The sequence below is a fragment of the Sphingobium sp. TomTYG46 genome (assembly GCF_055396345.1).
Genome location: NZ_AP027324.1, coordinates 325,293 through 348,876, shown reverse-complemented (window position 1 = coordinate 348,876; position 23,584 = coordinate 325,293). Strand labels below are relative to the sequence as shown.

The window sequence follows — 23,584 nt, the reverse complement described above, 5'->3', positions numbered from 1 at the left end:
CCCCTCCCCTTCAGGGGAGGGGTTGGGGTGGGGGCATGCCCCACACGATACCTCCGTTCGTTCGAGTGCAGTCGAGAAACGGAAAGCACCCACCTCAATCCGGCATCACCCCCCGCAACCGCTCCAACTCCGCTTTATCCACCCCAACTTCCGGCTCTTCCTCCCCCCGAGCCGCCCGCAACACCGCCTCCAACTCCACCGGCGTCGCGCGCCAGAACTCATCCGGCCGCCACCCCAGCAGCCATCCCGCGACGCCCGCCAGCCGCGCCGCCGCTTTGAAGAAGCTCATCGTCCCCCCAAAATCTGCCTGATGATTCCACTCAGCACCGGCGACAGCTTCGCCAGCCCCGCCTCGACGATCGCCTCGCCCAGCCTCTCACGCGTCAGCCCTTCGGGCGCATCAGCAAGGCAATGCCAGAACAGCCCCGCCATATCGGCAAGCGACAGCTTCCCCGCAGCCGCCCGATCGACCAGCTCAAACAGCGGCCCCAATTCCTGCTCCGCCGCCACCAGCGCCGCAAAGCTCGGCCGCAACCGCAAAGCCTCGCCAGCCACTTCCAGCGCAGCCTCGCCCCGCGCTTCGTTCACGGCGCTCATTCCGACACCACCGGGCCGGAGCTTTCCAGGCTAAGCGCATAATTACGCTCACCATTATAATCGCCCGCATAGTCGAGCCGCGTGACCAGAAAGCGCCCACGCATCCGCTCGCCACTTTCAAAGCTCAACTCAAACTGCTCGATCGTCCCGGCCAGCGCATGATTGCGAATGCGCACTTCCGCTGCCGACCCGGTAAATATCCCGGCCGCCGACACGCTGACCGATCGCACCCCCGCGCCCGACAGCAGTTCGCGCCACCCACCGGAATCCTTGGACGTCACGTTGACGCCCTCGCCATTCACCGACAGCTGCGTGGTCCGCATCCCGGCCACCGTCGCATAGGCGACAGGCGACCCGCCATCGCCCACTTTCAATAGAAACGCGCTTCCTTTTTCCACTGCCATGGAGCATTCTCCTGTAAGATAAACCGTGCCTGAATTGCGATTGGAGAGGTTCGAATGCTGTTCGCTGCTCCCCTCATGATGATGCTGGCTGCCTCGGCGCAAAGTGGCGATGCCGTCGGCGCTGGCCGCAAGGCGTATTCCGAATGCCTGTCGAAAGAGATCAGCCCCGCGCTCGACAAAAAGCTGTCGCTCGGCGACTTCCAGTCGACGCTGAAGTCAAAATGCAGCGCCAAGGAAGCCGCCTTCCGCGCCGCCATCGTCGCTGACGACAAATCCACCGGCATGTCCGACAAGGACGCCCAAGCCGACGCCGACGACCAGATCGCCGAATATGTCGACAAGATCACCGGCGAGTTCGATGATTATTCCAAGCCCGGCGGCTAAAGGGCCAAGAAGGCGATGCGGCTAATCAGCGCACCCAGCCCAACTCACCTACCTACCTACCCCCGTTCGGGCTGAGCTTGTCGAAGCCCTCTACTTCTTAAAAGAGAAGACCCTTCGACAAGCTCAGGGCGAACGGAGGAGGGGTGGTAGTCCCAATGACAAGTGCTAGACACGCCAAGGTCTAATCCCCCTCCCTGACCACCCGCACCCGATAATCCACCACCGCCTGCCAGGCGTCCTTCTCCCGCCCCTTCACCACCCGAGACCGGATCAACCGCACCCCGACGATCCGCCAGCCCTCGGCCAATTCCAAAACATCCATCACGCCATCAATGCGCCCCAGCAGCACCGCCAGCCGACCCGGCGTCTCCCCCGCATCATGCAGCCCAATCGTCAGCCGCAGCTCCCGCCCATCCACATCCTTCGCGCCCCAGTCGCTGGCGATACACTCACCCACCACCGCATAAGGCACGCTCGCTCGCACCGGCTGACCGTCGAACAGGCCATTCAGCCCACCCATCAACTCCGCATCACCACCTAAGGCCGCAATCAAAGCCGCCCGCACCGTCACTTCCGCACTCATCGCCCGCCCCTCACCCTCTCGCGCAAATCAAGGTCGCCCAACCACCGCCGCATCAGCCCACGCCCCGACAGCAGCACCGCCTCCCCCTCGACCCGCGCATCCTCCACCCCCGCCCCCAGCATCGCCTCGGCCACTTGCCCACGCCGCCGCGCCGCCCGCGCCTCGGCCAGCCGCGCCAGCGCCGCCACCTTCATGCCAGCCGCATCCGCCGCCACGGCCGCCACAGCGCGCTCACCACCGCAGGCGGGCTCGCCACATCACCGCCGCGCGCGGAGAAATGCTCCGCCGCCAGCCGGACGATCCCCTGCCGGATCGGCTCGGGCAGGCCATCCGCATCCTCGGCGATACCCGCCCGGTAATGCACCGCCAGCACCCGCTGACCCTGCAAAGGCCGCGCCCGCACCCAGCCATCTCCCGAAGCATCAATGTCAACCGAATAGGCATCGACAGCCTGCGCTTGCCCCGCGCCATCCGGCCCCACCGCATCGACGCCCAGGATCGCCACCACCGGTGTAGCGGACAGCCGCTGCCATTCCCCATCAGCCCGCACCGTCTCCCGCGCCTCGCCAAGGATCAGCCATTGCCCGACAAACTGCTCACACAGCGCCGTCGCACTTCTAAGCAACCCCTCCAGCAACCCATCCTCGCCGCTGCCGCTAATCCGCAGATAATCCTTCAATTCCGCCAGCGACGCCCCCGCCACCACCGCCTCATCCCGCACCAACACCAACCGCCCCTCCCGTCAGCAAAGTCCTTCTCCCGCAAGCGGGAGAAGGATAGGTAGCCTTACCGGCACAGCCGGTTAGGCGAACTTGGATGAGGGTGCCTCTTACGAAGCCGCGAACTTCATCAGCTTGATCGCCTCCGAATTAGCAACCGCGCCACCAATCCGCTTCACCGCATAGAAGTGCACGAACGGCTTGTTACTGAACGGATCACGCAGGATGCTCGTCTCGCTTCGCTCGGAAACCACATAACCCGCCTGGAAATTGCCAAAGGCGATCGACAGCGATCCCGCCGCAAGATCGGGCATGTCCTCGGCCTCCACCACCGGATAGCCCAGCAGCGTCGCAGGCTGCCCAGCGCTCAGCGAAGGCTGCCAGATAAAAGCCCCGTCGGTCGTCTTCATCTTGCGAATAACGGCCAGCGTCGCCGAATTCATCACGAAGCACGCTCCCTGACGATAGGGCGCACGCAGGCTCTGCACCAGGTCGATCAGCTTGTCCGGCCCCGTAGCAGCAAAGGCACCCGAAGCCCCCGATGCCACATATTGCAGCGAACCAAAGGCTCGCACGCTGTCCGCTTCATTGGTCGTGGTATAGGTCAGGAACCCCTTGGGCTTGTTCGTGCCATTGCCGTTGACGAAGGCCGCGCCCTCGGCCGCCGCAAACTCACGCGCAATCTCGCCCGCCAGCCAGCCTTCGACATCGAACTGCGCATCATCCAGCATCGCCTGGCTCGCCGCCGGATTGGCATACAGCTCCCCATAAGGCGGCACGATCTCGTTAAAGCTCGGCGTCGCCGTCTCGGCCCGTGCACCCGTTTCGCTGGCCCAGCCCGATACGATGCCGCCCGACGTCACCAGCTTGCGATAACCAGCGCTGCCCGTTCGCACCACATTCGCAATCGAACGAATGGGCGAAATCCCCTTCAACGTAGCATCGATGATCTGATCAATCTCACGCGGCACCGCATAACCGCCCGCCGCGCCACTCGCGCCCGAAAAGCTCTTCAGCTCCACGCCCGCCTCAAGCCCCTGCCGCACATAACGCTCGACAAAAGCCGCCCGCTTGGGATCGAAAACGCCACCCTTCACCCCATCCAGCGCAGGCCGCTGCTGCTGCACCAGCGCCCCTTTCAGCGCCGCAACCTCACCCTCCAGCGCCTCGATACGCTCACCCTGCACCACCGCATCAAAGCTCGCTTCCAACTGATCCGTCATCCACCACTCCTTGCACATAAAAAAACCTTCTCCCCACGGGGGAGAAGGATACGAAGCCTTGCCAGCTTGCTGGCTAGGCGAAGTTGGATGAGGGGGCTTTCCCTACCCCTCCACCGCAATCACCCGCGCCAAAGGCTGCATCGGATGCGTCACCACGCTCACCTCCACCAGCTCCAGGTCCAGCAGTTCCCGCGGCGCATCCCCCCGCGCCTCCCGCACCCGATAGCCAAAGGACAAGCCATCCACCGCGCGCTCCTTCAAGGCCCGCGCTGCGGCCCTCCCGGCGGAAGTCCGCACCGTCACCCGCCCAATCACCCGCAGCCCCCGCGCATCCTCCTCCACCCGCTCCACAGTCCCGATCGCCTCGCCCGGCAGATGCTGCCAGAGCAGAGGCACCCCCGCCGCCACGCCAGCAAAAGCCCCCGGCCGCACCACATCGCCGCCATGATCCACCCGATCGAACACCGCCGCATAGCCCGCGAACCGAACATCCCCACTCATCCGCGCACCATGCCGATCAGCCCAGCCTTCACCGCCACGCCCAGCAGCACCAACGCCATCACGATCCGCACCGCCCAGCCGACCACCGCCCCGCGCGCCGCCTTCTTCGCGTCGCGCCAGGCAGACAGCAGCTCACGCAACTCCCGCACATCACTCTCCGCGCGCCGGTCGCTAAGCCCTAGCCTCTCCAGCGCCCGCCCGGCACCCAGCTCGCTCGCCTCCTCGATCAGCGCGCGGATCATCACCATGTCCATCTGCCCAGGCGCCGCGTCGGCCTGCGCCACCAGCCGCGCCAGCATCTCGCCATCATATTTCATGAAAATAGCCCTCCTTTTCCTCTCCCCTTCAGGGGAGAGGCGCGAGACTTGGCGGCGCCAGCCGCCTAGTCGCAGCGGGAGAGGGGAACGCCCTCTCCTCAAATCCCCAGCATCGCCCTCTTCTCATCCCCCGTCAGGAAATCTGCCGCAGCCACCCGCTCCCACAAAGCCGCCCGCTCGTCCGACAATGCAGGCACCGCATCCATATCGACCGCCAGAGACAAGCCCGGCCACCACCCCTGCAACCCCTGCGCCAGCCCACCGCAAATCTTCCCCACCAGAGGCAGGATCGTCTGCCGCCACAGCGCCTTGTTGGCCTCGCGATAATTGGCGTAGCTATTGTCGCCCGGCAGCCCCATCAGCATCGGCGGCACCCCGAAAGCCAAGGCAATCTCGCGCGCCGCCGCCGCCTTCAGACCCACAAAGTCCATCTCCGCAGGCGTCAGGCTCATCGCCTTCCAATCAAGCCCGCCCTCCAGCAACATCGGCCGCCCGGCATTGGCCGCCCCCGAGAAAGCGACCTCCATCTCCCGCTTCACCCGCTCGAACTGCTCAGGCGACATCACCGACCCGTCACCCGGATCGTAAACCATAGCCCCCGAAGGCCGCGCCGCGTTGTCCAGCAAAGCCTTGTTCCACACCGTCGCCGCATTATGGATCGCCACCGCCCCGGCCGCCGCGCCAACGCACCCCAACCCATAATGATCATCCAACGGATGCAACGCCTTCAAATGCAGGATCGAAGCCCGCCCCGCCCCATCCTCGGGCAGCAGCCGCGTCACGCTGTCCCCCACGCGATAGAGATAAGCCGCAGGCCATCCTCGCGCGTCCGCCTCCACGCTCACCCGCTCGGGCCGCAACGCATATAGCTCGACCGGCCTGCCATCTGCCCCCACCATCACCTGCACATAGCCATTGCCATGCAGCAGCAAATGGCTCGCCAATGTCTCCACCAACCCCTGCCCCGCCGAACAACGGGTCAGCAGCGAAAGCACCGGCGCGCGCTCCTCTTCCTCAATCCCGCTCGCCAGCAAGGCCGTGGCCCCCGCGCCCTCCGACACCAGCCGCAAGGCGCGCTGCGCTACTGGATTGCCGATCACCCCACTGCGCACCTGCGCCTCATAGGAAGCAGGCCACTCCCCCAAAGCCACAGCGCCCGAACCCCAGGCACGCGCCAACACCGGCCGCGCACCAGCACGCGCCGCCCTAGCCCCAAAGAATTTCATCGAAAGCCCCACAAACAAAAATCCTCTCCCCTTCAGGGGAGAGGATGGTGAAGGTTGGCGGCGTGCCGCCTACCGCAACCTGGAGAGGGGAAAGCCCCCTCGCCCAACTCAAGGATTACGCCGCAAAACCCGATCGCATTCCGCGTTAGTCCCCTCACTCTTCCCGATAACACGCCCAGCCACAGCTCCCGCCGCACCGGCCAGCAAGGACTCACCCAAATTCCCGCCAGCCAGCGCACCCACGCCAGCGCCACCAGCCGCGCCAATCACCGTCCCGCGATCGCGCCCCTTTTTCGCCTGCAACAGGCAGTAACGCACATCATCCCGATCACGCGGAGCCGCCCGCGCCACCCGAGCGCGCTCCTTGCCGTTAAGCGAAGCCGCCATAACCGGCGTCGCAACCAAAGTCGCGCCAGCCGCTACCATCATCATCCTGGCCAATTTCATCAGCCTCACTCCCTTTAAAAAATTGACTTAGGATAATACGCCGCGCTTGGGCGGCCGGTTCCTCAAACCGCCCGCACCCGCGCATCCCCGCGCCGTCCCAGCATCAACTCGGTCAAAGCCCAGACCAGCGCATCCGCCCGATCCGGCGACCGCCCCGGCCCGACATAACCACCCCCGGCGATCAGCCCGCACATCTCATCCTCCAATGCCCAAAACGCCCCGCGATGCCGCACGCGCCCAGCCTCATAGAGCGCCGCGACCGGCTCGGCCCGCGCGGCCTTCCCCCGGCTCGCATGGACCAGCCTCACCGGCAGCGCCGCTTCGGCCGCGCGCAGCACGCTTTCCACCATCGCGCCGCCATTATTCGCTTCGGCAATCACCCGGTCCGCGCCATGCACAGCCGCCGCGTCAGCCACCGCCCGCGCCCAGCTTTCCGGGCTCGCCTTCTCGACGCTCGCATCCGCAATGACATAGGCCCGGCCATCGCCGCCAATCCCAGCCACCACGATCCCGCAGGCATCGCCATGCGCCGAAGCCGGAGGATCAACCCCGATCACCACGCGCGACAATAGCGCCACGCCGCCATCGCCGCCCGGCACATGCGCCACCCTGCACCGCTCCAGCAGCGCCCGGTTCCACAGCGCGCCCTCGACCTCCTCGATCAGCTCACCGTCCAGCTCCTGCCGCCCAAGTCGCGTCGCGCCATAGCTCTGCTCCATCGCCGCCACGAAACCATCGGCCAGATTGACCGCATTGTCCGCCGTCCGCCCACGCGTCACCGCGACATCAGCGCCATCCCGCGCCACCAGCCCACGCACCAGCGCCACCGGGCGCGGCGTCGTCGTCGCCATCACTTGTGGAGCCCGCCCCAACCGCATCCCCATCATCATATTGTCCCACGCCGCTTCACCCTGCGGCCACTTGGCAATCTCGTCCGCCCAGCCATGACTGAACTGCGGCCCACGCAGCGATTCCGGGTCAGCCGCCCCAAACAGCAGCGCCATCGCCCCATTGGGCCACACCAGCCGCCGCAGCGCAGGCGAAAAGATCGGCCGGTTCCACCAGGGCGCGATCGACAGCAGCCCCGAAGGCCCCTCCACCATCACGCTGCGGGCCTCGCCCAAAGTCGCGCCCACCAGCGCAATCCGCGCCGCGCTGTCACTCTCCGCAATATGCCGCACCCACTCCGCCCCAGCGCGCGTCTTGCCAAAGCCGCGCCCCGCCATCATCAACCAGATGCGCCAATCGCCCTCCGGCGCCAACTGCTCCGGCCGCGCCAGCCATTCCCAATCATGGGCCAAAGCCTGAGCCGCCGCACCGTTCAGCCCCGCCAACACCCGCTCCCGCGCCGCATCGGGCAGGGCCGCCAGTCTTTCAAAATCCGACATGCCACCCATCGGCCTATGCTCCCCTAACCGCGCCTTGCCGTTTTTCGACAAACGTGCCCCTTCGCCTCCGCCGGTCAGCTTCCCCTCCCCTTCAGGGGAGGGGATTGAGGGGTGGGGGCGTGCCTCAAGCGCGGACATCGGCCTTTCGGGCTCCCCCACCCCAACCCCTCCTCCGAAGGGGAGGGGCTCAATGCCCTGGAACCACCAAGCATCGTCGTCCCAAGATCGCGCATCGTTTCATGCCGTCGATAACCTGCTCGTCTGGTTCCGGATTGGAAAGCTGCTCAGCAGCAACCGACCAATGGCGGTCATTAATGAATGATAAAATGATTTCAAATAGCGGACTATCGGGCCACTCCTAATCCGAGATGAAGTTGGATATTAGAAATCCCTACCGCCTGATGTTCTGGATCGCAGTTGCGACGATCTTTGTGTTGCTGAGTGTCGTTTTCCTTGTTGGTCAATTTGGAAGACGTACCACTGACCCCTTCTTTACGGATAATCCTACAAGAAGACTCAGCGACGCTGACGTCGCCGCCATAGCGATCAAATTTGACGACGTGAAAAGCAACAATCATGGTCGCTTGCGGCTGGGGCTTCATAACGATGTGATGGTCTTGGATGACCATATCTGCGGAGACATTTGCCCAGACTATACGGTCTCCATTGTTCACTACGACGCTGAGCCGGGAGCCGCCTGCGAGCGGGTCGGCGGCGTCATTGTAGATGCAGTTGTCCCAAACGCCGCTTCTATTGGAACTCAATCATTTTGTATTCCTGCGCCGCTGGCTGCGGCGGAGTGCAGACTCCGCCTTGAAGCGTGGCGGAAGGATCGAAAGCAAGGGGCGCAAAGCTCTGGCATGCCAAATTGTTGAGTTGAGTATCTTTCAGCAGACGGTCCCCTAACCACCCAACTCCGGCAGCGGCGGGGATAGATCAGACGCTGCGCTGGCCACCCCCGGCCCCCTCCCGCTTGCGGGAGGGGGAGAGTGTCAGTTTTCCACCCCAACCTCACTACCCCACCCCACGCCTCTCCCGCACCCTCTCCAACGCCTCCCGCAACCGCTCGACCGCGTCCTCCCCGTCCGGCCTCTCCGCTCCGTCAGCCGCCAGCCTCTCCCCCGCCTCGCGCCGATGTTGCACCAGCAACCGCACGCCGACCGCATGGGGATGCCCGCGCTTCACCTTGCGGCTCTTCACCATCCCCTCGCCGTCCAGCACGACCTCTTCCTCTTCGGTGCCGAACAGCGCCTGACGTAGCAGCAGCGCCTCAAGCTCACCATAACCAACGCTCAGCGCCTGCGCCCATTCCCGCGCAAAGCCGGGGTCACGCCGCTTCTGATAATAGGCGCTCGACAGGTTCTTGCCCGCCACCCGCGCCGCCTCGCTGACATTGCACGTCGCCGCCAGCGTTTCCATGAAGGCCTTGCGCCGCTCGACCGTCCAGCCGTCCCGGCGCACCGCGCGCATCTGCGCGCCGCTCCCTGCCGCGCCGCGCTGGCTCCGCTGCACGATCAATTCCCTGTCGGGCGCATCGCTGGCTTTGCCCGAAAAGCGCCGCGCCACCTTAGCGCCACCCTCTTGCCCCATCCCCTCGCCCCTCCACTTGCCCCAACGAAAAAGGGCCAGTCCTTCCGGACGAGCCCTTGCCGCGTCACCCTCCCGGCGACTCACAATTCCCAATATCGACATAACTGCCAGAACAGCGTGACGATGTCAAGCATAATGTTCCATATAGGTTCGTTCAGGATGCCCGCATGGCTTCAATGCCCTTCATTTCCGCCGCCAGCGCATCGGCAAAACTCGGCCGCGCGCAGATTTTCTCCAACCATTGTTCCAGCCGCGGCCAGCGGCCATCCTTCAAGCTGGAACTGCAATAGCCGACGTTGATCAGCGGACAGGCAACCGCAATATCCGCCAAGGTAAAGCGATCCTCCACCAGAAAGCCGCTTTCCGGCAGGATCTTCTCGATATAATCGCCAATCTTCGGAAGCTGCTCCGCCTCCGCCCGGTCTGCCGCCGCCAAATCTTGCGGCATCCCCAGCAACGGAGCGACCATGCGATTGAAAAAGATCGCGGCCCCGGCGGATTGCACGATAGTATCGCCAAACTCCTCATACCAGATCGTCCGCGCACGCGCTTTCGGTTCTGCCGGGATCAACGTGGGATCGGGTTTGACGGCATCCATATAGGTTATGATCGCGCTACTGTCGCTGATCAGGAAATCACCATCCTGGAACGCGGGCATCTTTCCGAAAGGCGACGCCCGCTCAAAAATCTCACCACCTTGGCCAAAGCCGCCGGGCTTCACTTCCACCGCCAGCCCCTTCTCGGCGGCAAAGACGATAACCTTGCGGACAAAGGGCGATGGACGCGCGCCATAGATGATCATGAGAGTCTCCCTACTAATCGACGGGACACGTCATCTCACATCAGTATCGAAATGCAACCTAAATTCACATACCCGCCCCGCCGCTGTCGGCGGGCGCACGGCTATAGTCGATCCTGATCCGCACCCAGCTTCCAACCATCGCCTTGCCATTGACGCGCGGCGGGCGCACCAGGAACTGCCATGCCGCCAGCCGAACGGCCCGCGCAAAGCCCGACCCCTGCGGCGATTCCCCCAGCGCCTGGCAATTTTCGACCCGGAAATTCTCCACCGTCTTGCACGCCACCAGCCCCCAACCTCCGGCAGGCGCATTAGCGGGCATATAGCCGCCCAGCTCCGCGGGCGTTGGCCGCCGATACCATTCCGCCTCGAACAACTGGACGCCGCCCGGCCCTTCGCCCGGCCCCGCCGCCATGCGGCTATTCCCTTGCCCGGCCGTGCCCGCGCTTTGGCTGTCATCCGTCTTGGGCATCTTGCCGATGTCCGCCACCGCCATCTGCGCGCTGTCCAGTTGCAGGAACGGCTGCTTGGTCGGCGGCAAAGTCACGATCGGCTTTTCGACTGGCGTCACGACGGGTTTCTCGACCGGCTTGCGCGGCTTGTCGGGTTGCTTTTCCTTCTTTTCCGGCGCCGCCGCTTTCTCCTTCTTTTCGGCCTGCTCAGGGCTTTTCTCGGCTTGAGGTTCAGGCGCAGCGGCCATTTCGAACGTCACTGGATTGCGCGGATCAACCTTCTGAAGATCGAGATCCGGCGCCAATGTCAGCAGCGCCAGCACCAGCAGCGCGTTCAGCCCCAGCGCAAAGATCAATCCCCCACCACGCTCGCGCACTTTCGACCATGATGGGTTGGAAATCGTCACAAAAAACCGGCCGGGCTGCTGATGCGGAGAAACGGGGTGATGCCGAGCCGTTCTCACCGCGTCAACGCCTTCACGATGTTGCGACTCCGTAATGGGGTGAAAGCGCTGGCGGTCGCTCACAATCTCCGCTAGGCCCGCCACCGATGCTCACCAAGCTCTATCAGTGGACGCTGGCCAAAGCCGCCCACGCCCATGCCGAACGCTGGCTCTTCGTCATCTCCTTTATGGAAAGCAGCTTCTTCCCCATCCCCCCGCATCCGCTGCTTGGTCTGATGTGCCTTGCCCGGCCGGAACGGGCGATCCGCTTCGGCATCATCTGCACCATCGCCTCGGTATTGGGCGGCATGCTCGGCTATGCGATCGGTCATTTCCTCTATGAGGCCGTCGGACAGCAGATTCTCCACGCCCTCGGCCTCGCCGCCAAATTCCCCGTCGCCGCCTGCTATCTGCGCGACTATGGGGCGGAAATCATATTGGTGAAGGGCGCGACACCCATCCCCTTCAAGCTCATCACGATAACGGCGGGCTTCATCGGCCTCTCGCTCTTCACCTTCCTCTGGGCCAGCATCCTGTCCCGCGCCTTTCAGTTCATGCTGGTCGGCTTCCTCTTCTGGAAATTCGGCCGCCCGATAAAGGCGTTCATCGAGAAATATCTCGGCCTCCTCTCGGCCGCTTTCCTCGTCCTGGTAGTCGGCGGCTTCATCGCAGCGTCGATGCTGTCGGGCGGCGGGCACAAGAGCGACAAGTGCAGCCACGCCACCATGGCCACAATCCGCTGATCCCTACCCAATGATCCAGCTTCCCGCCCGCTTCCCAAAGCTCACGGCCCTGCTCGCCGGTTTCGTCGCCGCCACCGGGTTTGAACCGCTCAAGCTATGGCCCGTCACCCTCGCCTGCTTCGCGCTACTCCTCTGGCTCATCGAAACCGCCCCCAACCGCCGCGCCGCCTTCACCCGCGGCTGGCTGTTCGGCCTCGGCCACTTCACCCTCGGCCTCAACTGGATCGCCCACGCCTTCACCTTCCAGGACGCCATGCCCCACTGGTTCGGCTATGGCGCGGTGGTCCTGCTATCCCTCTACCTCGCGGTTTATCCCGGCCTGGCAACGCTCGGCACATGGTGGCTCCACGCGTCCCTCGGAACAAAGAGCCCCTCCCCTTCAGGGGAGGGGTTGGGGTGGGGGCTAGCCTCCAGGGGCGCCACCAAAGGCGCGCCCCCACCCCCTACCCCTCCCCTGAAGGGGAGGGGAGAAATCCTCATCCTCCTCTTCGCCGCCGCGTGGATCGCGAGCGAATATCTCCGCGCCACCGCCTTCACCGGCTTCGCCTGGAACCCGCTCGCCGCAACCCTACTCCCCACCGGCATCCCCATCGCCGCGACAGTCATCGGCACCTATGGCGTAGGCGGCCTCACCATCCTCGCCGCCGGAGCCATCCTCCTCGCCGTCAAGCGCCAGTTCCTCCCTGCCGCAACCATAGCAGCACCGCTCGCCGCCCTCGCCCTATGGGGCCTCCTCACCCCGGCACCCCCCACCCCCGCAGGCGCTCCCCTCATCCGCGTAGTCCAACCCAACATAGGCCAGGACGAAAAATACTCGCCAACACTGGAAGAAGCCCACTTCCGCACCCTAACCACCCTCTCCGGCACACCTCGCCCCGCCCCGCGCCTCATCTTCTGGCCCGAAGCCGCCATCCCCGCCTATCTCGACATGGAACCGCAATGGCGCGCCCGCCTCGCCGCGTTGCTAGGCCCCGGCGACCTGCTGATGACTGGCGCGACCAAAGTCTATTTCAAGCAGGTTGAGAAAGAAGGCGTAACCTCCGACGCCCTCGCCGGAGCGAACAACAGCCTCTTCATCGTCTCCCCGCAAGCCAAGCTGCTCGGCCGCTATGACAAGGCGCATCTCGTCCCCTATGGCGAATATCTCCCCATGCGCGCCCTCCTCCAGCCGATCGGCCTGTCCCGCCTCGTCCCCGGAGACGCTGACTTCTGGCCCGGCCCCGGCCCGCAAAGCCTGACCCTCCCCGCCACCCTCGGCCGCCCGGAGCTGAAGATGGGCGTACAGATCTGCTATGAAATCATCTTCTCGGGCCATGTGATCGACGCGAAGAACCGCCCCGCCTTCCTCTTCAATCCCTCCAACGACGCCTGGTTCGGCAGCTGGGGACCGGTCCAGCACCTCGCCCAAGCCCGCCTGCGCGCGATCGAGGAAGGCGTACCCATCATCCGCTCCACCCCCACCGGCGTGTCAGCGGTGATCGATGCGCGCGGCCACGTCCTGCGCGCGCTCGGCCTCCACCGCGCCGGATATCTGGAAAGCGCGCTGCCCACGGCGCTGCCGCCAACGCTGTTCGCCCATTTGGGTAATTGGGCGCCCCTCCTGTTCATGGCTCTGCTGGCCGGACTGGCCATTGCCATCCGTTGGGTGAAGGGCTAATAGGGGCACATAAACTTTTCTTTATGTCGCCTTTCACGCCAGCTTGGCTTACGGGAGTCCCATGCGCAGCAACTATCTCTTCACCTCGGAATCCGTGTCCGAAGGCCATCCCGACAAGGTCGCGGACCAGATTTCCGACGCCATCGTCGATCTGTTCCTGTCCAAGGACCCCGAAGCCCGCATCGCCTGCGAAACGCTGACCACGACCCAACTCGTCGTCCTCGCTGGCGAAATCCGCTGCAAAGGCGTCTATGAAAATGACCAGTGGGCTCCCGGCGCGCGGGAAGAGATCGAACGCGCCGTCCGCGAAACCGTAAAGCGCATCGGCTATGAGCAGGACGGCTTCCACTGGGAAAGCTTCCGCTTCGAAAACAACCTCCACGCCCAATCCGCGCACATCGCGCAGGGCGTCGACGCCGCCGGCAACAAGGATGAAGGCGCCGGCGATCAGGGCATCATGTTCGGCTTCGCCTGCGACGAAACGCCCGACCTCATGCCCGCGACGCTGGATTACAGCCACAAGATCCTCGCCAAGATGGCCGCCGACCGCCACAGCGGACGCGCGCCCTTCCTTGAGCCGGATGCCAAGAGCCAGGTCACGCTGCGCTTCGAAAATGGCAAGCCCGCCGCCGCGACCGCCATCGTCGTCTCGACCCAGCATGCCAAGGGTTATGACGAAGGCGCCAAGGAAGCGGAACTGAAGGACTATGTGAAGGGCGTCATCGCCGAAGTCCTGCCCGGCGATCTGCTCGGCGACGAGACCGTCTATCACATCAACCCCACCGGCAGCTTCGAAATCGGCGGCCCTGACGGCGACGCAGGCCTCACCGGCCGCAAGATCATCGTCGACACCTATGGCGGCGCATCGCCCCATGGCGGCGGCGCTTTCTCCGGCAAGGATCCGACCAAGGTCGATCGTTCGGCGGCCTACATCACCCGCTATCTCGCCAAGAACATCGTCGCCGCCGGGCTCGCCCGCCGCTGCACGATCCAGCTCGCCTACGCCATCGGCGTGTCGGAGCCGCTCTCGCTCTATGTCGACACCCACGGCACCGGCAGCGTCGATGATGCGAAGATCGAGGAAGCGATTAAGTCGCTCAAGGAACTGGGCGGCCTCACCCCGCGCGGCATCCGCACGCATCTCGGCCTCAACAAGCCCATCTATCGTCCGACGGCCGCCTACGGCCATTTCGGCCGCAAGGCAGAAGGCGACTTCTTCCCGTGGGAACGCACCGACCTGGTCGAAAAGCTGAAGGCCGCGCTCTAAGCGCTTTATCCCGCCACAGATGAAAGAGCGGCGCGCGGGCAATGGCCTTGCGCGCCGCTTTTTCATGGGCGCAACATGACGAAAAGTTCACTAGGTTTCCGCCCAATCCCGGCACATACATGTCTTGCCGGACTTGGCCCCCTGTCGGGTCCGGCAACCCCTCCTCTCAAGGAGAACAGGCGATGACCCGGTTTTTGACCTCCGCTCTTGCCTGCCTCGCGCTCCTGGGCGCCAGCGCCACCCCCGCGCTCGCCGCCCCATGCAAGGACGCGAAAGGCAAATTCATCAAATGCCCGCCCAAGCCGGTCGCCAAAAAAGGCCCGTGCAAGGACGCCAAGGGCCGCTTCATAAAATGCCACTGAGCTGAAGGACCGGCTTCCGGTCTTTTCCTCTCTTCCTCCCGGCAAGCCAAAGCCCGGCCGCAGGACCCGGCCGTGGCCTAATGTGCCTCCCGCACTCGTACCGCTCCTCACCACGGGTGCGGGAGGCACGACAGCTACCCGCTTGCCCCCGCTGCGCCACGCGGCTAAGCGCGCCGCCATGACCGCGCACAAATCCGGCGACCCCACCACGCTCAACCGCCTCTATGGCCGCCAGTCGGGCCACAAGCTCCGCGTCGGCCAGCAGGAACTGGTCGACACGCTGCTCCCCGCCCTCTCCGTCCCGGAAGAAGGGGAGATCACCGCCGCCAATCTCTTCGGCCCAACTTCTCATGGGGACCGCCCGCTCCATTTCGAGATCGGCTTTGGCGGCGGCGAACATCTCGCCTATCGCGCCGATATGCTGCCCGACCATGGCTTCATCGGCTGCGAGCCTTTCCTGAACGGCGTCGTCACCGCGCTCGGCCATGTCCGCGATCAGGCGCTCGGCAACATCCGCCTCCACATGGGCGACGCGCTTCAGGTGCTCAGCCGCATTCCCGACGGCGCCTTGAGCTTCGTCTACCTCCTCCATCCCGATCCCTGGCCAAAGGCCCGTCACGCCAAGCGCCGCATGATGAACCCCGGCCCCGTGGGGATGATCGCGCGCAAGCTGAAGCCCGGCGGCGAATTTCGCTTCGGCACCGATCATCCCGTCTATCTGCGCTGGGCGATGATGGTGATGAACGGCCACCCCGATTTCGAATGGCTGGCAAACGAGCCCAAGGACTTCCTCACCCGCCCCGGCGGCTGGCCCGAAACCCGCTATGAGGCCAAGGCCCGCCGCCTCGGTCATGAAGTCTGGTATTTCCGTTACAGGCGCAAGTGAATGAACGATCATCCAACATCCGCAATCCCCTGGGATCAGCCCGCTACCCTGATCGACCTTGAAGGCCGCGCCCCGGTCATCGGCACGATCCGTGACTGCGCCCAGCACTTTGCGGTCTTCAAGCCGCACGCCCGCGAACAGGCCCGCATCCTCCTGACTCAGCCCATTCACCGGGCGGGGCGCAAGACCCGCACCTGGATTCTCGAACCCTTCGAAATCGAACAACTCGCCGACCGGCTCCGCACGGAAACGCACTGATCCACCGACCAGAAGCGGTGGCCCTCCGCCGAATTGGCCGTTAGAACAGCGGGATGAGCGTTCCTCCCCTCATCACCCGCCCCCTCTCGATGATGCGCGCCTTCCTCGCGGCGGAAGCGGCGGGCGGTATCATCCTGATCACGGCAGCGGCTCTGGGAATGCTCGTCGCCAACTCCGCCCTGTCGGCCGACTATTTCCACACGCTCCACATCGACCTGGCGGGGCTCAGCCTGCTCCACTGGATCAACGACGGCCTCATGGCGCTGTTCTTCCTGATCGTGGGCCTCGAAATCAAGCGGGAGGTGCTGGACGGGCAACTCGCCCGATGGCCCGACCGCCTGCTGCCTGGCCTCGCAGCGGCGGCGGGCGTGATCATGCCCGCCCTCATCTATGTCGCCATCAACCGGGGAGACGCCACGGGCCTTCGCGGCTGGGCGATCCCCGCCGCCACCGACATCGCCTTTGCCCTCGGCGTGCTCGCCCTCCTCGGCCCGCGCGTGCCGGGATCGCTCAAGATATTCCTGGCGGCGGTGGCGATCATCGACGATCTGATCGCCGTCCTCATCATCGCCCTCTTCTACAGCGGACAGCTCAACCTGCTGCCCCTCGTCCTGGCCGTCGCAGGTCTCGCCTGCCTTGCCCTCTGCAATCGGGCGGGTGTCAACAGCCTCTGGCCCTATGTGCTGATCGGCATCTTCGTCTGGTTCTGCGTGCTGCAATCCGGCATCCACGCCACGCTGGCCGGGGTGGCCGTCGCGATGACCATCCCCTTGCGAAAGACCCCAGCCGCCCCCGACGACCAGCATTCGCCGCTGTCCCGGCTGGAGCATGGCCTCCACCCCTGGGTCGCCTACGCCATCGTCCCCCTTTTCGGTTTCGCCAATGCGGGCGTGTCCTTAAGCGGGGTCGCGCTATCCGACTTGGCTCAGCCCGTGCCGCTCGGCATCGCGCTCGGCCTTTTCGCGGGCAAGCAGCTCGGCATATTCGGCACCATCTGGCTCCTGTCTCGCCTAGGCTGGGCCAGCCGCCCCGCTCACTCCAGTTGGGGCCAAATCTATGGTGTCGCCCTCCTGTGCGGCATCGGCTTCACCATGAGCCTCTTCATCGGCGGCCTCGCCTTCGCGCCCCATCCGGATACAGGCGATGCGGCAAAGCTAGGCGTCCTGCTCGGCTCACTCGCCTCCGCCACCGCCGGTTTCCTTATCCTGCGGCTCGCGCCCGACCTGATCAGAACGGGAAAAACATACTGATCGCCGCCACCGCGACGACGCAAGTGATCAGGTTCAAAGGCAACCCAACCCGCACGAAATCCATATAGCGATAGCCGCCCATCTGATAGACGATGACATTGGTCTGATAGCCAAAGGGCGTCGCAAAGGCCGCGCTCGCCGCCATCATCACCGCGACCAGAAATGGCCGGGGACTGACCGCCAGACTATCGGCCAGCGCCACCGCAACCGGCGTCACCAGCACCGCCACCGTGGCGTTCGACAGCAACTCCGTCAGCACCATCGTCACCAGATACAGCACAACCAGCGCGATCAGCGGGCTCAGCCCATGCACGCTGCCGATCAGCATCCGCGAGGCGTCCGCCGCCAGCCCGCTCTGCTCCATCGAGATGCCGATCACCACCATGCCCGCGATCAGGATCAATATCTGCGGCCGCAGCCCGCTATAGGCTTCGTCCGCGCTGATCACCCGCAGCAGGATCAGCACCACCGCCCCTGCAAAGGCGCTCGCCGCGATCGGCGCGACATTGATCGCCGCCAGTCCCACCGCCGCCGCAAACACCCCCAATGCAATCGCAGCCTTGGCGGGTCTTAGCGGCCGTGGCTCGGCAAACACCGCCGGGTCGCCCACCTGCGCGCTGTACACATGCAGGGCATCGATCGGCTGGACCTCCCCTTCCCGCTCATCCGCCTCATGACGCCCGCCCAGCAGCTTCTTGCTGAACAGGAACAGGTACAGCCCGCCCGCCAGCGCCATGGGCAATCCCACCGGCGTAATCTCGAAAATGCCAAAGCGCGGCTGCCCCGCCACGCTCGCCATGTCATCCACCAGCAGGTTGGTCGACGTGCCGATCAACGTGCAGCAGCCGGTCAGGATGGTGATGTAGGACAGCGGCATCAAAAATCGCTTGGGCGACAGGCTCAACGCATTGGCGACATCGCGCACCACCGGCGCGCCCAGCACGACGATGGGCGTGGAATTGAGAAAGCAGGACACCGCGCCGATCATCGACAACAACAGCCACATGCCGGTCGCGCCCATCCGCCTGCACATCGTCACCGCCATCGCGATCGCCCGGTCGAGCAGGCCCGACAGCTCCAGCGCATAGGCAATGACGAACAGCGACGCGAGCGCGATGATCGCGGGACTTGCAAAGGCGCCCTGCACATCGACCGGCCGCACGACGCCCGTCATCAACAGCACCGCCGCCCCGGACAGCGCGACGACATCGGCGCGCACCTTGTCCCAGATCAGCGCCGCGACGACGGCCGCCAGCACCAGCAGCGTCAGAACTTGGTCAATCGTCATGCGCCCCCTGCCTCGTGCCTGCCGCCGCCCCTGTCAACGCAGCAAGGCGCAAAAAGGGCATTTATCCTCTGGAGGATGAAGGCTTTTTTGCTATCAATGGCTTATGCGTGAACCCAGTGCCCGGACCAGTCGGCTTACCATAGCCGCGGGGTTAACCGCTTTCATCGCCATCGGCGCGGGCGGCTTCCTTCTCGGCCGCGCCACCGCGCCAAAGGCTCCACCCCCCGCGCCTGCCCCCGTCACGGTCATCCCGCCACCATTCCCCGTACAGCCGCAATCGCCGCGCCTCTGGGGCCGCGCGGAGATAGCCGACCTCACCCGCCGCGCCGCGGATGCGCTCTCGTCGGGCAAACCGCTCCCGCCAGATGTCGCAAATGCTGTTGGACAGCGGTTCGACATCGTCCTCCCCTTCGGCTGCTCCGGCGCTGCGGCCAAGGACAGCACAGCGCCCATGCGCTGGCGCTATGATGAGGCGGCGGGCGTACTCCGCGTCCATGTCATGCTGATCGCTTGGAAAGCCGCCGACTTCGCCCTCCCCGCCGAAGGGGAAGGCCATGATGCCGAGGGCTTTTGGATGGAGCGTCCCTGGTCCACCAGCGACGCATGCCCTGCCGCGCCGAAAACCGCCCCCGCGCAGCAAGAAGACACCGCGCCAGCACCCGACCGCACCCTCGCCCTCGCCCAATTCGGCCAGAATGATGGCAACGACCTTTGGCGCCACGGTCGCCCCTTCGAAAAAGTCCTGCGCCTCGCGCCTGAAGATTTCGCCCCCTCGCGCGGGCTAAGGCTCCGCCTCATCGGCCGTATCGAGCAGGTGCCCGGCAACGGCCCCGTTCACTGCCTCCAGCCGCTTGGGATGGAACAGCGCCCCACCTGCGTCCTCGCCATCTCCTTGACCGAGGTGCGCATGGAATTGCCGGGCACCGATACGCCAGTCGCCATCTGGGAAAATCGCAGCGCGACCAGCTCGGTCGGGCACTGAAAGCCACCCGATCTCGCTTTCTCACTCACAACGCCATGAACCATCTCCCCCGCCCATGTGTTGGCCGAGGAAAGGAGACGCGCCATGTCCGACACCCCATCCGACAATCATGAAGAGATGATTCACGAAGACGGCTTGCCCGGCCATGAAAGCAAGCTGGAACCCAAGCCCGAATGGGAACCCCGCTACCCCGGCTCCGGTCGCCTCGAAGGAAAAGTCGCCCTCATCACCGGCGCGGACAGCGGCATCGGCCGCGCGGTCGCCGCCCTCTACGCCCGCGAAGGCGCCGACGTCGCCATCCTCTACCTCTGCGAACATGACGACGCGAAAAAGACCGCGCAAATCGTGGAAGCCGAAGGCCAGCAGGCCCTCACCATCGCCGGAGACATTGGCGAAAAATCCTTCTGCGACGACGCCGTCAAACAGATAATCGACCGCTTCGGCCGCCTGGACATCCTCGTCAACAATGCCGGGGAACAGCATCCCGACCAGGACATCACCGACATCACCGAAGAACAGCTGCGCCGCACCTTCCAGACCAACATCTTCGGCATGTTCTTCCTGACCCAGGCCGCCCGCCCGCACCTCAAAAAAGGCGCCGCGATCGTCAACTGCACCAGCGTCACCATGTATCAGGGGTCATCGGAACTGCTGGACTATTCGAGCACCAAGGGCGCCATCACCGCCTTCACCCGCAGCCTGTCGGAAAATCTTGTGAAGGACGGCATCCGCGTCAACGCCGTAGCCCCCGGCCCCATCTGGACCCCGCTCAACCCCTCAGGCGGCGCAAGCCCCGAGAAGCTGGAACATTTCGGCGAATCCACCCCCATGGGCCGCCCCGGCCAGCCCAACGAAGTCGCCCCCGCCTTCCTCTTCCTCGCCTGCGACGACTCCAGCTACATGTCCGGCCAGGTCCTCCACCCCAATGGCGGCACCATCGTGAATGGATGAACCCCCTCCACATTACTCGCTCCCCACGACCCGGACGCTACGGCACCCAAGCAAAACGACAGTTGCGAAGGGTCCCATCATCCGACAAGTGAGACCGATGGCAGAGGAACGCTTTGAATTTGTGGCAGGACACAAGCCCGGCACGCTACGAATCGTCTTTCGAGGCTTTTGGGATGGCGATGCCGTCGAAGGCTATATCGCGGCACTGCGGCAACGCGCCGCCATAACCGCCAGACCCTCACCGATCGACCGCGTCCTGCTCGATATGAAAGCATGCACCGTTCAATCGCAAACGGTCATGAACAGCTTCATGAAGATCATCACCAATTATGCCACCCAGATCAGCGAATATGGAGTCCTGCTACCCGAATCCGCCCTCCTCAGACTGCAAATGGAACGTCTGATGCGAGACACTCCGACCATGTTCTTCCAGGAGGAAAAACAAGCCCTGCAATGGCTGGCTTCCTGACAGAGCAAGGAAAGCGCCGGGGAATAGCCTTCCCAAACCCTCCCTGCGCGAAGCGTGGGGAAGGGGACCAGCCGCAGGCCGATGGAGGAGAAAATAGCACGACCTGCGAAATTTCCCCTCCACCATCCCTTTCGCAACGGCCCCCTCGCATCTCGCGCTGGGAAGGATGAACCTCCCCAAACCACCCACCTCCGTCATCCCAGCGACCCGGAGGGCGGCGTCCGCCAACGCTCGGATCTCGTGCGGCTAATCCGAACGCTATCGACAGAGATGCCAGCCTTCGCTGGCATGACGGAATGGGGACCGTCGGCTAACGACCATTTGTGGTCACTCACACATCTGCTCGGGTGCGCCATATACGGACATTAACTTGTCGGCAGCACCTCCAATGATAAGCCGTAGGTATGGTCCGCAAAACGTTCATTCTTGCAGTCAGCTTGGCTTGCACAGGCTGCGAGAGAAGCCCGATGCCTTCGGATGTCCAGAAGCTGGTAAAGGCGGCATTGCTTGTCGATAACCGAGTTCATATTCAACGACAGGGCAAAATAATCATCAGGCCCACCACGAAATTCTGTTCATTTCGCAAAGGGTTTCATCTCGATGGCGTTGTTCTTCGCGATGCCTTGGAGTATCATAAGCAAAGTTCATCCGCCGATCGAACCAACGGCGTCGCGCGAGAAAGCGATTGCGAAGCACCTGATACAATTTTCACTTATGGCTTCAAGTCGGACAATCGGCAGGGGAGGCCGTATGCGTTGATCTACGCAGTTTGGCAGGGACACTCGGCATCGGTGATAACGTTGACGCGTCCAGATGGTGCGCGCCCCGGCCTCGAAATCGCGCCAGTCGGCGCTTATTTTGGGTGGTTCTCTGATGTCAACGCAGAGCGTCTTGAACAGGAATCCATGACGCTCGATGCGCTGGATATGACTGCGGTGCTGTTAAAAGGCATCGAGTGGAAATCTTGAGAGGCTTTCCCACGTTCCTCAACCTCGCGACCAGACTGTCCCCTAACCACCCATCCCCACCACCTCAAAAAGCAACAGCGCCGCGAGCCTCGCCCGCAGCGCCGTCACACCCTCGCCCCTCGCCCCCCGACCGGAAGGGCGCCCGGATCTCAGTTTGCCTTGCTCATATCCACCTTCTCCACCCACTCAGGATAGAAGGTCGGCTCCCGGTTAGACCACCCCACCGCCGTCGCCGCGGCCTCACTGATCGACTGCAACAGCGCCCGGCGCTTTTCGGGATGGAGATGCGGCAAGCTCGCCGCCGCGCAGAACGCCCCCGGCAACCAAGGCCGCGCCCCCGCCCCCAACAGCCGTTCATACAAAAACCGATAGGCGGAAAAGCTGCTCAGCCTGTCCTGCCCCAGATCGAACGCCGAAACCGTCACCAGCGGCGCCATGAACGGCTCCATCTGGTCCAGCCCGCTATCGTCGGGCACCCGCGCCTTGATCTCGTCCAGCCGCCCGTAAATGCGGGCCTGCGCGCGGATGCTCGCTTCCTCCACCATGTCGCGCGACCATAGCTTCATGGCGTCACGACGGTGAAGGCCGATGTCCAGCGACCGGCGGATATAGCGCTGCGTGGCAGACGGGAAACTGGCGAATTCGCGCAATTCAGCCAGGGTGATTGCCCCGTCAGCCGGTCTTGCATTGGTGCCCATGCTCTTGCCCTCCGACTTCAAGTCGATCAGCAGAACATGCGCCCAACATGGTTACTGTAAGATTAAGCGCCGGTTCTGCCGACAACTACAGGGAATCACTTTTCTTTGTGCGTCGCAACATGTAATTTTTGTGAAAGCGATAAAAAGAGGCAGCACAGCCCCTCACCGCCCCAGATGCGTCCGCAATGTCACCCCGATCGTCCGCGGCTCGCTCGGCGTCCCCACGATCAGCCCGCTATTGCCCGCCTGCACCGTCAGATTCTGCATATAGTCCTTGTCGAACAGGTTCCGCGCGAACACTGCCGCCTCCCAGTCGCCCAAACGATAGCCGACGCTGCCGTTGACCAACGTATAGCCCTTGATGATCGTATAGGCCGACCCCGTCGCCTCTCCCCGCACACGCGTCCGGGTAACGGCATCCGCCCGCAGGAACAGCGCCCCGCTCCCCACCGGCATCCGATATTCGCCCCCAGCCGATCCGGTCCATTTGGGCAGCCCCGGCAGAGCATTGCCCGTCAGGTCGCATCGCGCAGTCCCCGTCCCCGTCCGCTCGATCGGGCAAGGGCCGCTCGGATAACTCGCATATTCCCCATCGGCCAAGGCCCCCGAAGCACGCAGCGTCAGGCGCGAACCCACCTGCGCCGACGCGTCGAACTCGATCCCCTTCACCGTCACCTTGGGGATGTTCGCCAGATAGCTGCGCAGCGCCACCGTCGCGCTAGAGTCTTTCTG

General features: G+C 64.3%; 31 protein-coding genes. 13 read left to right on the top strand and 18 right to left on the bottom strand.

The window, feature by feature from the left end; genetic code table 11:
• Nucleotides 1-94: 94 nt before the first annotated feature.
• The 3 genes from ACZ5YV_RS01900 to ACZ5YV_RS01890 are packed head-to-tail and all read right to left on the bottom strand — an operon-like array spanning nt 95 to nt 1,001.
• A complete protein-coding gene (locus ACZ5YV_RS01900; protein WP_464788334.1) occupies nt 95-289 on the bottom strand; it encodes a phage tail assembly chaperone in 195 nt (64 codons plus the stop codon).
• Nucleotides 286-597, bottom strand: a complete 312-nt coding sequence (locus tag ACZ5YV_RS01895; RefSeq protein WP_464788333.1) for a gene transfer agent family protein — start codon at nt 595-597, stop codon at nt 286-288. The genes ACZ5YV_RS01900 and ACZ5YV_RS01895 overlap by 4 nt, the downstream gene beginning before the upstream one ends.
• Nucleotides 594-1,001, bottom strand: coding sequence for a phage tail tube protein (locus ACZ5YV_RS01890; protein ID WP_196225666.1), 408 nt, complete (start codon nt 999-1,001; stop codon nt 594-596). The genes ACZ5YV_RS01895 and ACZ5YV_RS01890 overlap by 4 nt, the downstream gene beginning before the upstream one ends.
• Nucleotides 1,002-1,055: 54 nt before the next feature.
• Here ACZ5YV_RS01890 and ACZ5YV_RS01885 point away from each other — a divergent pair, with 54 nt between their 5' ends.
• On the top strand, nt 1,056-1,385 hold the full coding sequence (locus tag ACZ5YV_RS01885; protein WP_464788332.1) for a hypothetical protein: 330 nt from the start codon (nt 1,056-1,058) through the stop codon (nt 1,383-1,385).
• 181 nt (nt 1,386-1,566) lie between these two features.
• Here the strand turns inward: ACZ5YV_RS01885 and ACZ5YV_RS01880 are convergent, their stop codons facing one another.
• The 9 genes from ACZ5YV_RS01880 to ACZ5YV_RS01840 form a co-directional block, all read right to left on the bottom strand.
• Entirely contained in the window at nt 1,567-1,968 is a 402-nt protein-coding gene (locus tag ACZ5YV_RS01880; protein ID WP_464788331.1) for a DUF3168 domain-containing protein, read from the bottom strand.
• Nucleotides 1,965-2,162: a hypothetical protein gene (locus tag ACZ5YV_RS01875; RefSeq protein ID WP_464788330.1), complete on the bottom strand. Its 198-nt coding sequence runs from the start codon at nt 2,160-2,162 to the stop codon at nt 1,965-1,967. The genes ACZ5YV_RS01880 and ACZ5YV_RS01875 overlap by 4 nt, the downstream gene beginning before the upstream one ends.
• Nucleotides 2,159-2,695: a head-tail connector protein gene (locus tag ACZ5YV_RS01870; RefSeq protein WP_464788329.1), complete on the bottom strand. Its 537-nt coding sequence runs from the start codon at nt 2,693-2,695 to the stop codon at nt 2,159-2,161. Before ACZ5YV_RS01870 ends, ACZ5YV_RS01875 begins: the two co-directional genes overlap by 4 nt.
• 102 nt (nt 2,696-2,797) lie before the next feature.
• On the bottom strand, nt 2,798-3,910 hold the full coding sequence (locus tag ACZ5YV_RS01865; RefSeq protein WP_464788328.1) for a phage major capsid protein: 1,113 nt from the start codon (nt 3,908-3,910) through the stop codon (nt 2,798-2,800).
• A gap of 102 nt (nt 3,911-4,012) precedes the next feature.
• A complete protein-coding gene (locus ACZ5YV_RS01860; RefSeq protein WP_464788327.1) occupies nt 4,013-4,411 on the bottom strand; it encodes an HK97 family phage prohead protease in 399 nt (132 codons plus the stop codon).
• The gene (locus tag ACZ5YV_RS01855) at nt 4,408-4,728 is read right to left on the bottom strand and encodes a DUF6127 family protein (protein ID WP_464788326.1); all 321 of its coding nucleotides are present in this window, start codon (nt 4,726-4,728) and stop codon (nt 4,408-4,410) included. Before ACZ5YV_RS01855 ends, ACZ5YV_RS01860 begins: the two co-directional genes overlap by 4 nt.
• A 98-nt stretch (nt 4,729-4,826) precedes the next feature.
• Nucleotides 4,827-5,954 (bottom strand): phage portal protein, encoded by a 1,128-nt coding sequence (locus ACZ5YV_RS01850; protein ID WP_464788325.1) that lies wholly within the window; start codon nt 5,952-5,954, stop codon nt 4,827-4,829.
• A gap of 108 nt (nt 5,955-6,062) precedes the next feature.
• On the bottom strand, nt 6,063-6,401 hold the full coding sequence (locus ACZ5YV_RS01845; protein ID WP_464788324.1) for a hypothetical protein: 339 nt from the start codon (nt 6,399-6,401) through the stop codon (nt 6,063-6,065).
• Nucleotides 6,402-6,463: 62 nt separating this feature from the next.
• Nucleotides 6,464-7,798, bottom strand: a complete 1,335-nt coding sequence (locus ACZ5YV_RS01840) for a DNA-packaging protein (protein WP_464789124.1) — start codon at nt 7,796-7,798, stop codon at nt 6,464-6,466.
• A 359-nt stretch (nt 7,799-8,157) separates the two neighbouring features.
• On the opposite strand from ACZ5YV_RS01840, the gene ACZ5YV_RS01835 reads away from it, so the two are divergent.
• On the top strand, nt 8,158-8,664 hold the full coding sequence (locus tag ACZ5YV_RS01835) for a hypothetical protein (RefSeq protein ID WP_464788323.1): 507 nt from the start codon (nt 8,158-8,160) through the stop codon (nt 8,662-8,664).
• 139 nt (nt 8,665-8,803) lie between these two features.
• Here the strand turns inward: ACZ5YV_RS01835 and ACZ5YV_RS01830 are convergent, their stop codons facing one another.
• The 3 genes from ACZ5YV_RS01830 to ACZ5YV_RS01820 form a co-directional block, all read right to left on the bottom strand.
• Nucleotides 8,804-9,379, bottom strand: coding sequence for a hypothetical protein (locus ACZ5YV_RS01830; protein ID WP_464788322.1), 576 nt, complete (start codon nt 9,377-9,379; stop codon nt 8,804-8,806).
• Between the two features lie 154 nt (nt 9,380-9,533).
• Nucleotides 9,534-10,181: a glutathione S-transferase family protein gene (locus ACZ5YV_RS01825; protein WP_464788321.1), complete on the bottom strand. Its 648-nt coding sequence runs from the start codon at nt 10,179-10,181 to the stop codon at nt 9,534-9,536.
• A gap of 64 nt (nt 10,182-10,245) precedes the next feature.
• Nucleotides 10,246-11,037, bottom strand: a complete 792-nt coding sequence (locus ACZ5YV_RS01820; protein ID WP_464788320.1) for a hypothetical protein — start codon at nt 11,035-11,037, stop codon at nt 10,246-10,248.
• A gap of 143 nt (nt 11,038-11,180) precedes the next feature.
• Between ACZ5YV_RS01820 and ACZ5YV_RS01815 the strand changes: the two genes are divergently transcribed.
• The 7 genes from ACZ5YV_RS01815 to nhaA all read left to right on the top strand — a co-directional run bounded on the left by ACZ5YV_RS01815 (nt 11,181) and on the right by nhaA (nt 17,496).
• Nucleotides 11,181-11,816 (top strand): YqaA family protein, encoded by a 636-nt coding sequence (locus ACZ5YV_RS01815; RefSeq protein ID WP_464788319.1) that lies wholly within the window; start codon nt 11,181-11,183, stop codon nt 11,814-11,816.
• A gap of 10 nt (nt 11,817-11,826) precedes the next feature.
• Entirely contained in the window at nt 11,827-13,473 is a 1,647-nt protein-coding gene (gene lnt / locus ACZ5YV_RS01810) for an apolipoprotein N-acyltransferase (RefSeq protein ID WP_464788318.1), read from the top strand.
• Nucleotides 13,474-13,534: 61 nt separating this feature from the next.
• The gene (gene metK / locus ACZ5YV_RS01805) at nt 13,535-14,740 is read left to right on the top strand and encodes a methionine adenosyltransferase (protein WP_464788317.1); all 1,206 of its coding nucleotides are present in this window, start codon (nt 13,535-13,537) and stop codon (nt 14,738-14,740) included.
• 182 nt (nt 14,741-14,922) lie between these two features.
• Nucleotides 14,923-15,102: a hypothetical protein gene (locus ACZ5YV_RS01800; RefSeq protein ID WP_464788316.1), complete on the top strand. Its 180-nt coding sequence runs from the start codon at nt 14,923-14,925 to the stop codon at nt 15,100-15,102.
• A 178-nt stretch (nt 15,103-15,280) separates the two neighbouring features.
• Nucleotides 15,281-15,988 (top strand): tRNA (guanine(46)-N(7))-methyltransferase TrmB, encoded by a 708-nt coding sequence (gene trmB / locus ACZ5YV_RS01795; protein WP_464788315.1) that lies wholly within the window; start codon nt 15,281-15,283, stop codon nt 15,986-15,988.
• Nucleotides 15,989-16,246 (top strand): hypothetical protein, encoded by a 258-nt coding sequence (locus ACZ5YV_RS01790; protein ID WP_464788314.1) that lies wholly within the window; start codon nt 15,989-15,991, stop codon nt 16,244-16,246.
• Nucleotides 16,247-16,299: 53 nt separating this feature from the next.
• Nucleotides 16,300-17,496 (top strand): Na+/H+ antiporter NhaA, encoded by a 1,197-nt coding sequence (gene nhaA / locus ACZ5YV_RS01785; protein WP_464788313.1) that lies wholly within the window; start codon nt 16,300-16,302, stop codon nt 17,494-17,496.
• Here the strand turns inward: nhaA and ACZ5YV_RS01780 are convergent.
• Nucleotides 17,474-18,784 (bottom strand): SLC13 family permease, encoded by a 1,311-nt coding sequence (locus tag ACZ5YV_RS01780; protein WP_464788312.1) that lies wholly within the window; start codon nt 18,782-18,784, stop codon nt 17,474-17,476. The genes nhaA and ACZ5YV_RS01780 overlap by 23 nt on opposite strands.
• A gap of 103 nt (nt 18,785-18,887) precedes the next feature.
• Here ACZ5YV_RS01780 and ACZ5YV_RS01775 point away from each other — a divergent pair, with 103 nt between their 5' ends.
• From ACZ5YV_RS01775 to ACZ5YV_RS01760, 4 genes are all read left to right on the top strand, one after another.
• Nucleotides 18,888-19,766 carry a hypothetical protein gene (locus ACZ5YV_RS01775; protein ID WP_464788311.1) on the top strand — a complete coding sequence of 293 codons (879 nt, stop codon included), beginning with the start codon at nt 18,888-18,890 and terminating at the stop codon, nt 19,764-19,766.
• 84 nt (nt 19,767-19,850) lie between these two features.
• Complete coding sequence (locus ACZ5YV_RS01770) at nt 19,851-20,717, top strand: SDR family oxidoreductase (RefSeq protein ID WP_464788310.1); 867 nt, start codon at nt 19,851-19,853, stop codon at nt 20,715-20,717.
• 97 nt (nt 20,718-20,814) lie between these two features.
• Complete coding sequence (locus ACZ5YV_RS01765) at nt 20,815-21,186, top strand: hypothetical protein (protein ID WP_464788309.1); 372 nt, start codon at nt 20,815-20,817, stop codon at nt 21,184-21,186.
• 467 nt (nt 21,187-21,653) lie between these two features.
• Entirely contained in the window at nt 21,654-22,154 is a 501-nt protein-coding gene (locus ACZ5YV_RS01760) for a hypothetical protein (protein ID WP_464788308.1), read from the top strand.
• 149 nt (nt 22,155-22,303) lie between these two features.
• On the opposite strand, the gene ACZ5YV_RS01755 is transcribed toward ACZ5YV_RS01760, so the two are convergent.
• On the bottom strand, nt 22,304-22,852 hold the full coding sequence (locus tag ACZ5YV_RS01755) for a hypothetical protein (protein WP_196225515.1): 549 nt from the start codon (nt 22,850-22,852) through the stop codon (nt 22,304-22,306).
• A 162-nt stretch (nt 22,853-23,014) separates the two neighbouring features.
• Nucleotides 23,015-23,563 carry a TonB-dependent receptor domain-containing protein gene (locus tag ACZ5YV_RS01750; RefSeq protein ID WP_464788307.1) on the bottom strand — a complete coding sequence of 183 codons (549 nt, stop codon included), beginning with the start codon at nt 23,561-23,563 and terminating at the stop codon, nt 23,015-23,017.
• Nucleotides 23,564-23,584 lie beyond the last annotated feature (21 nt).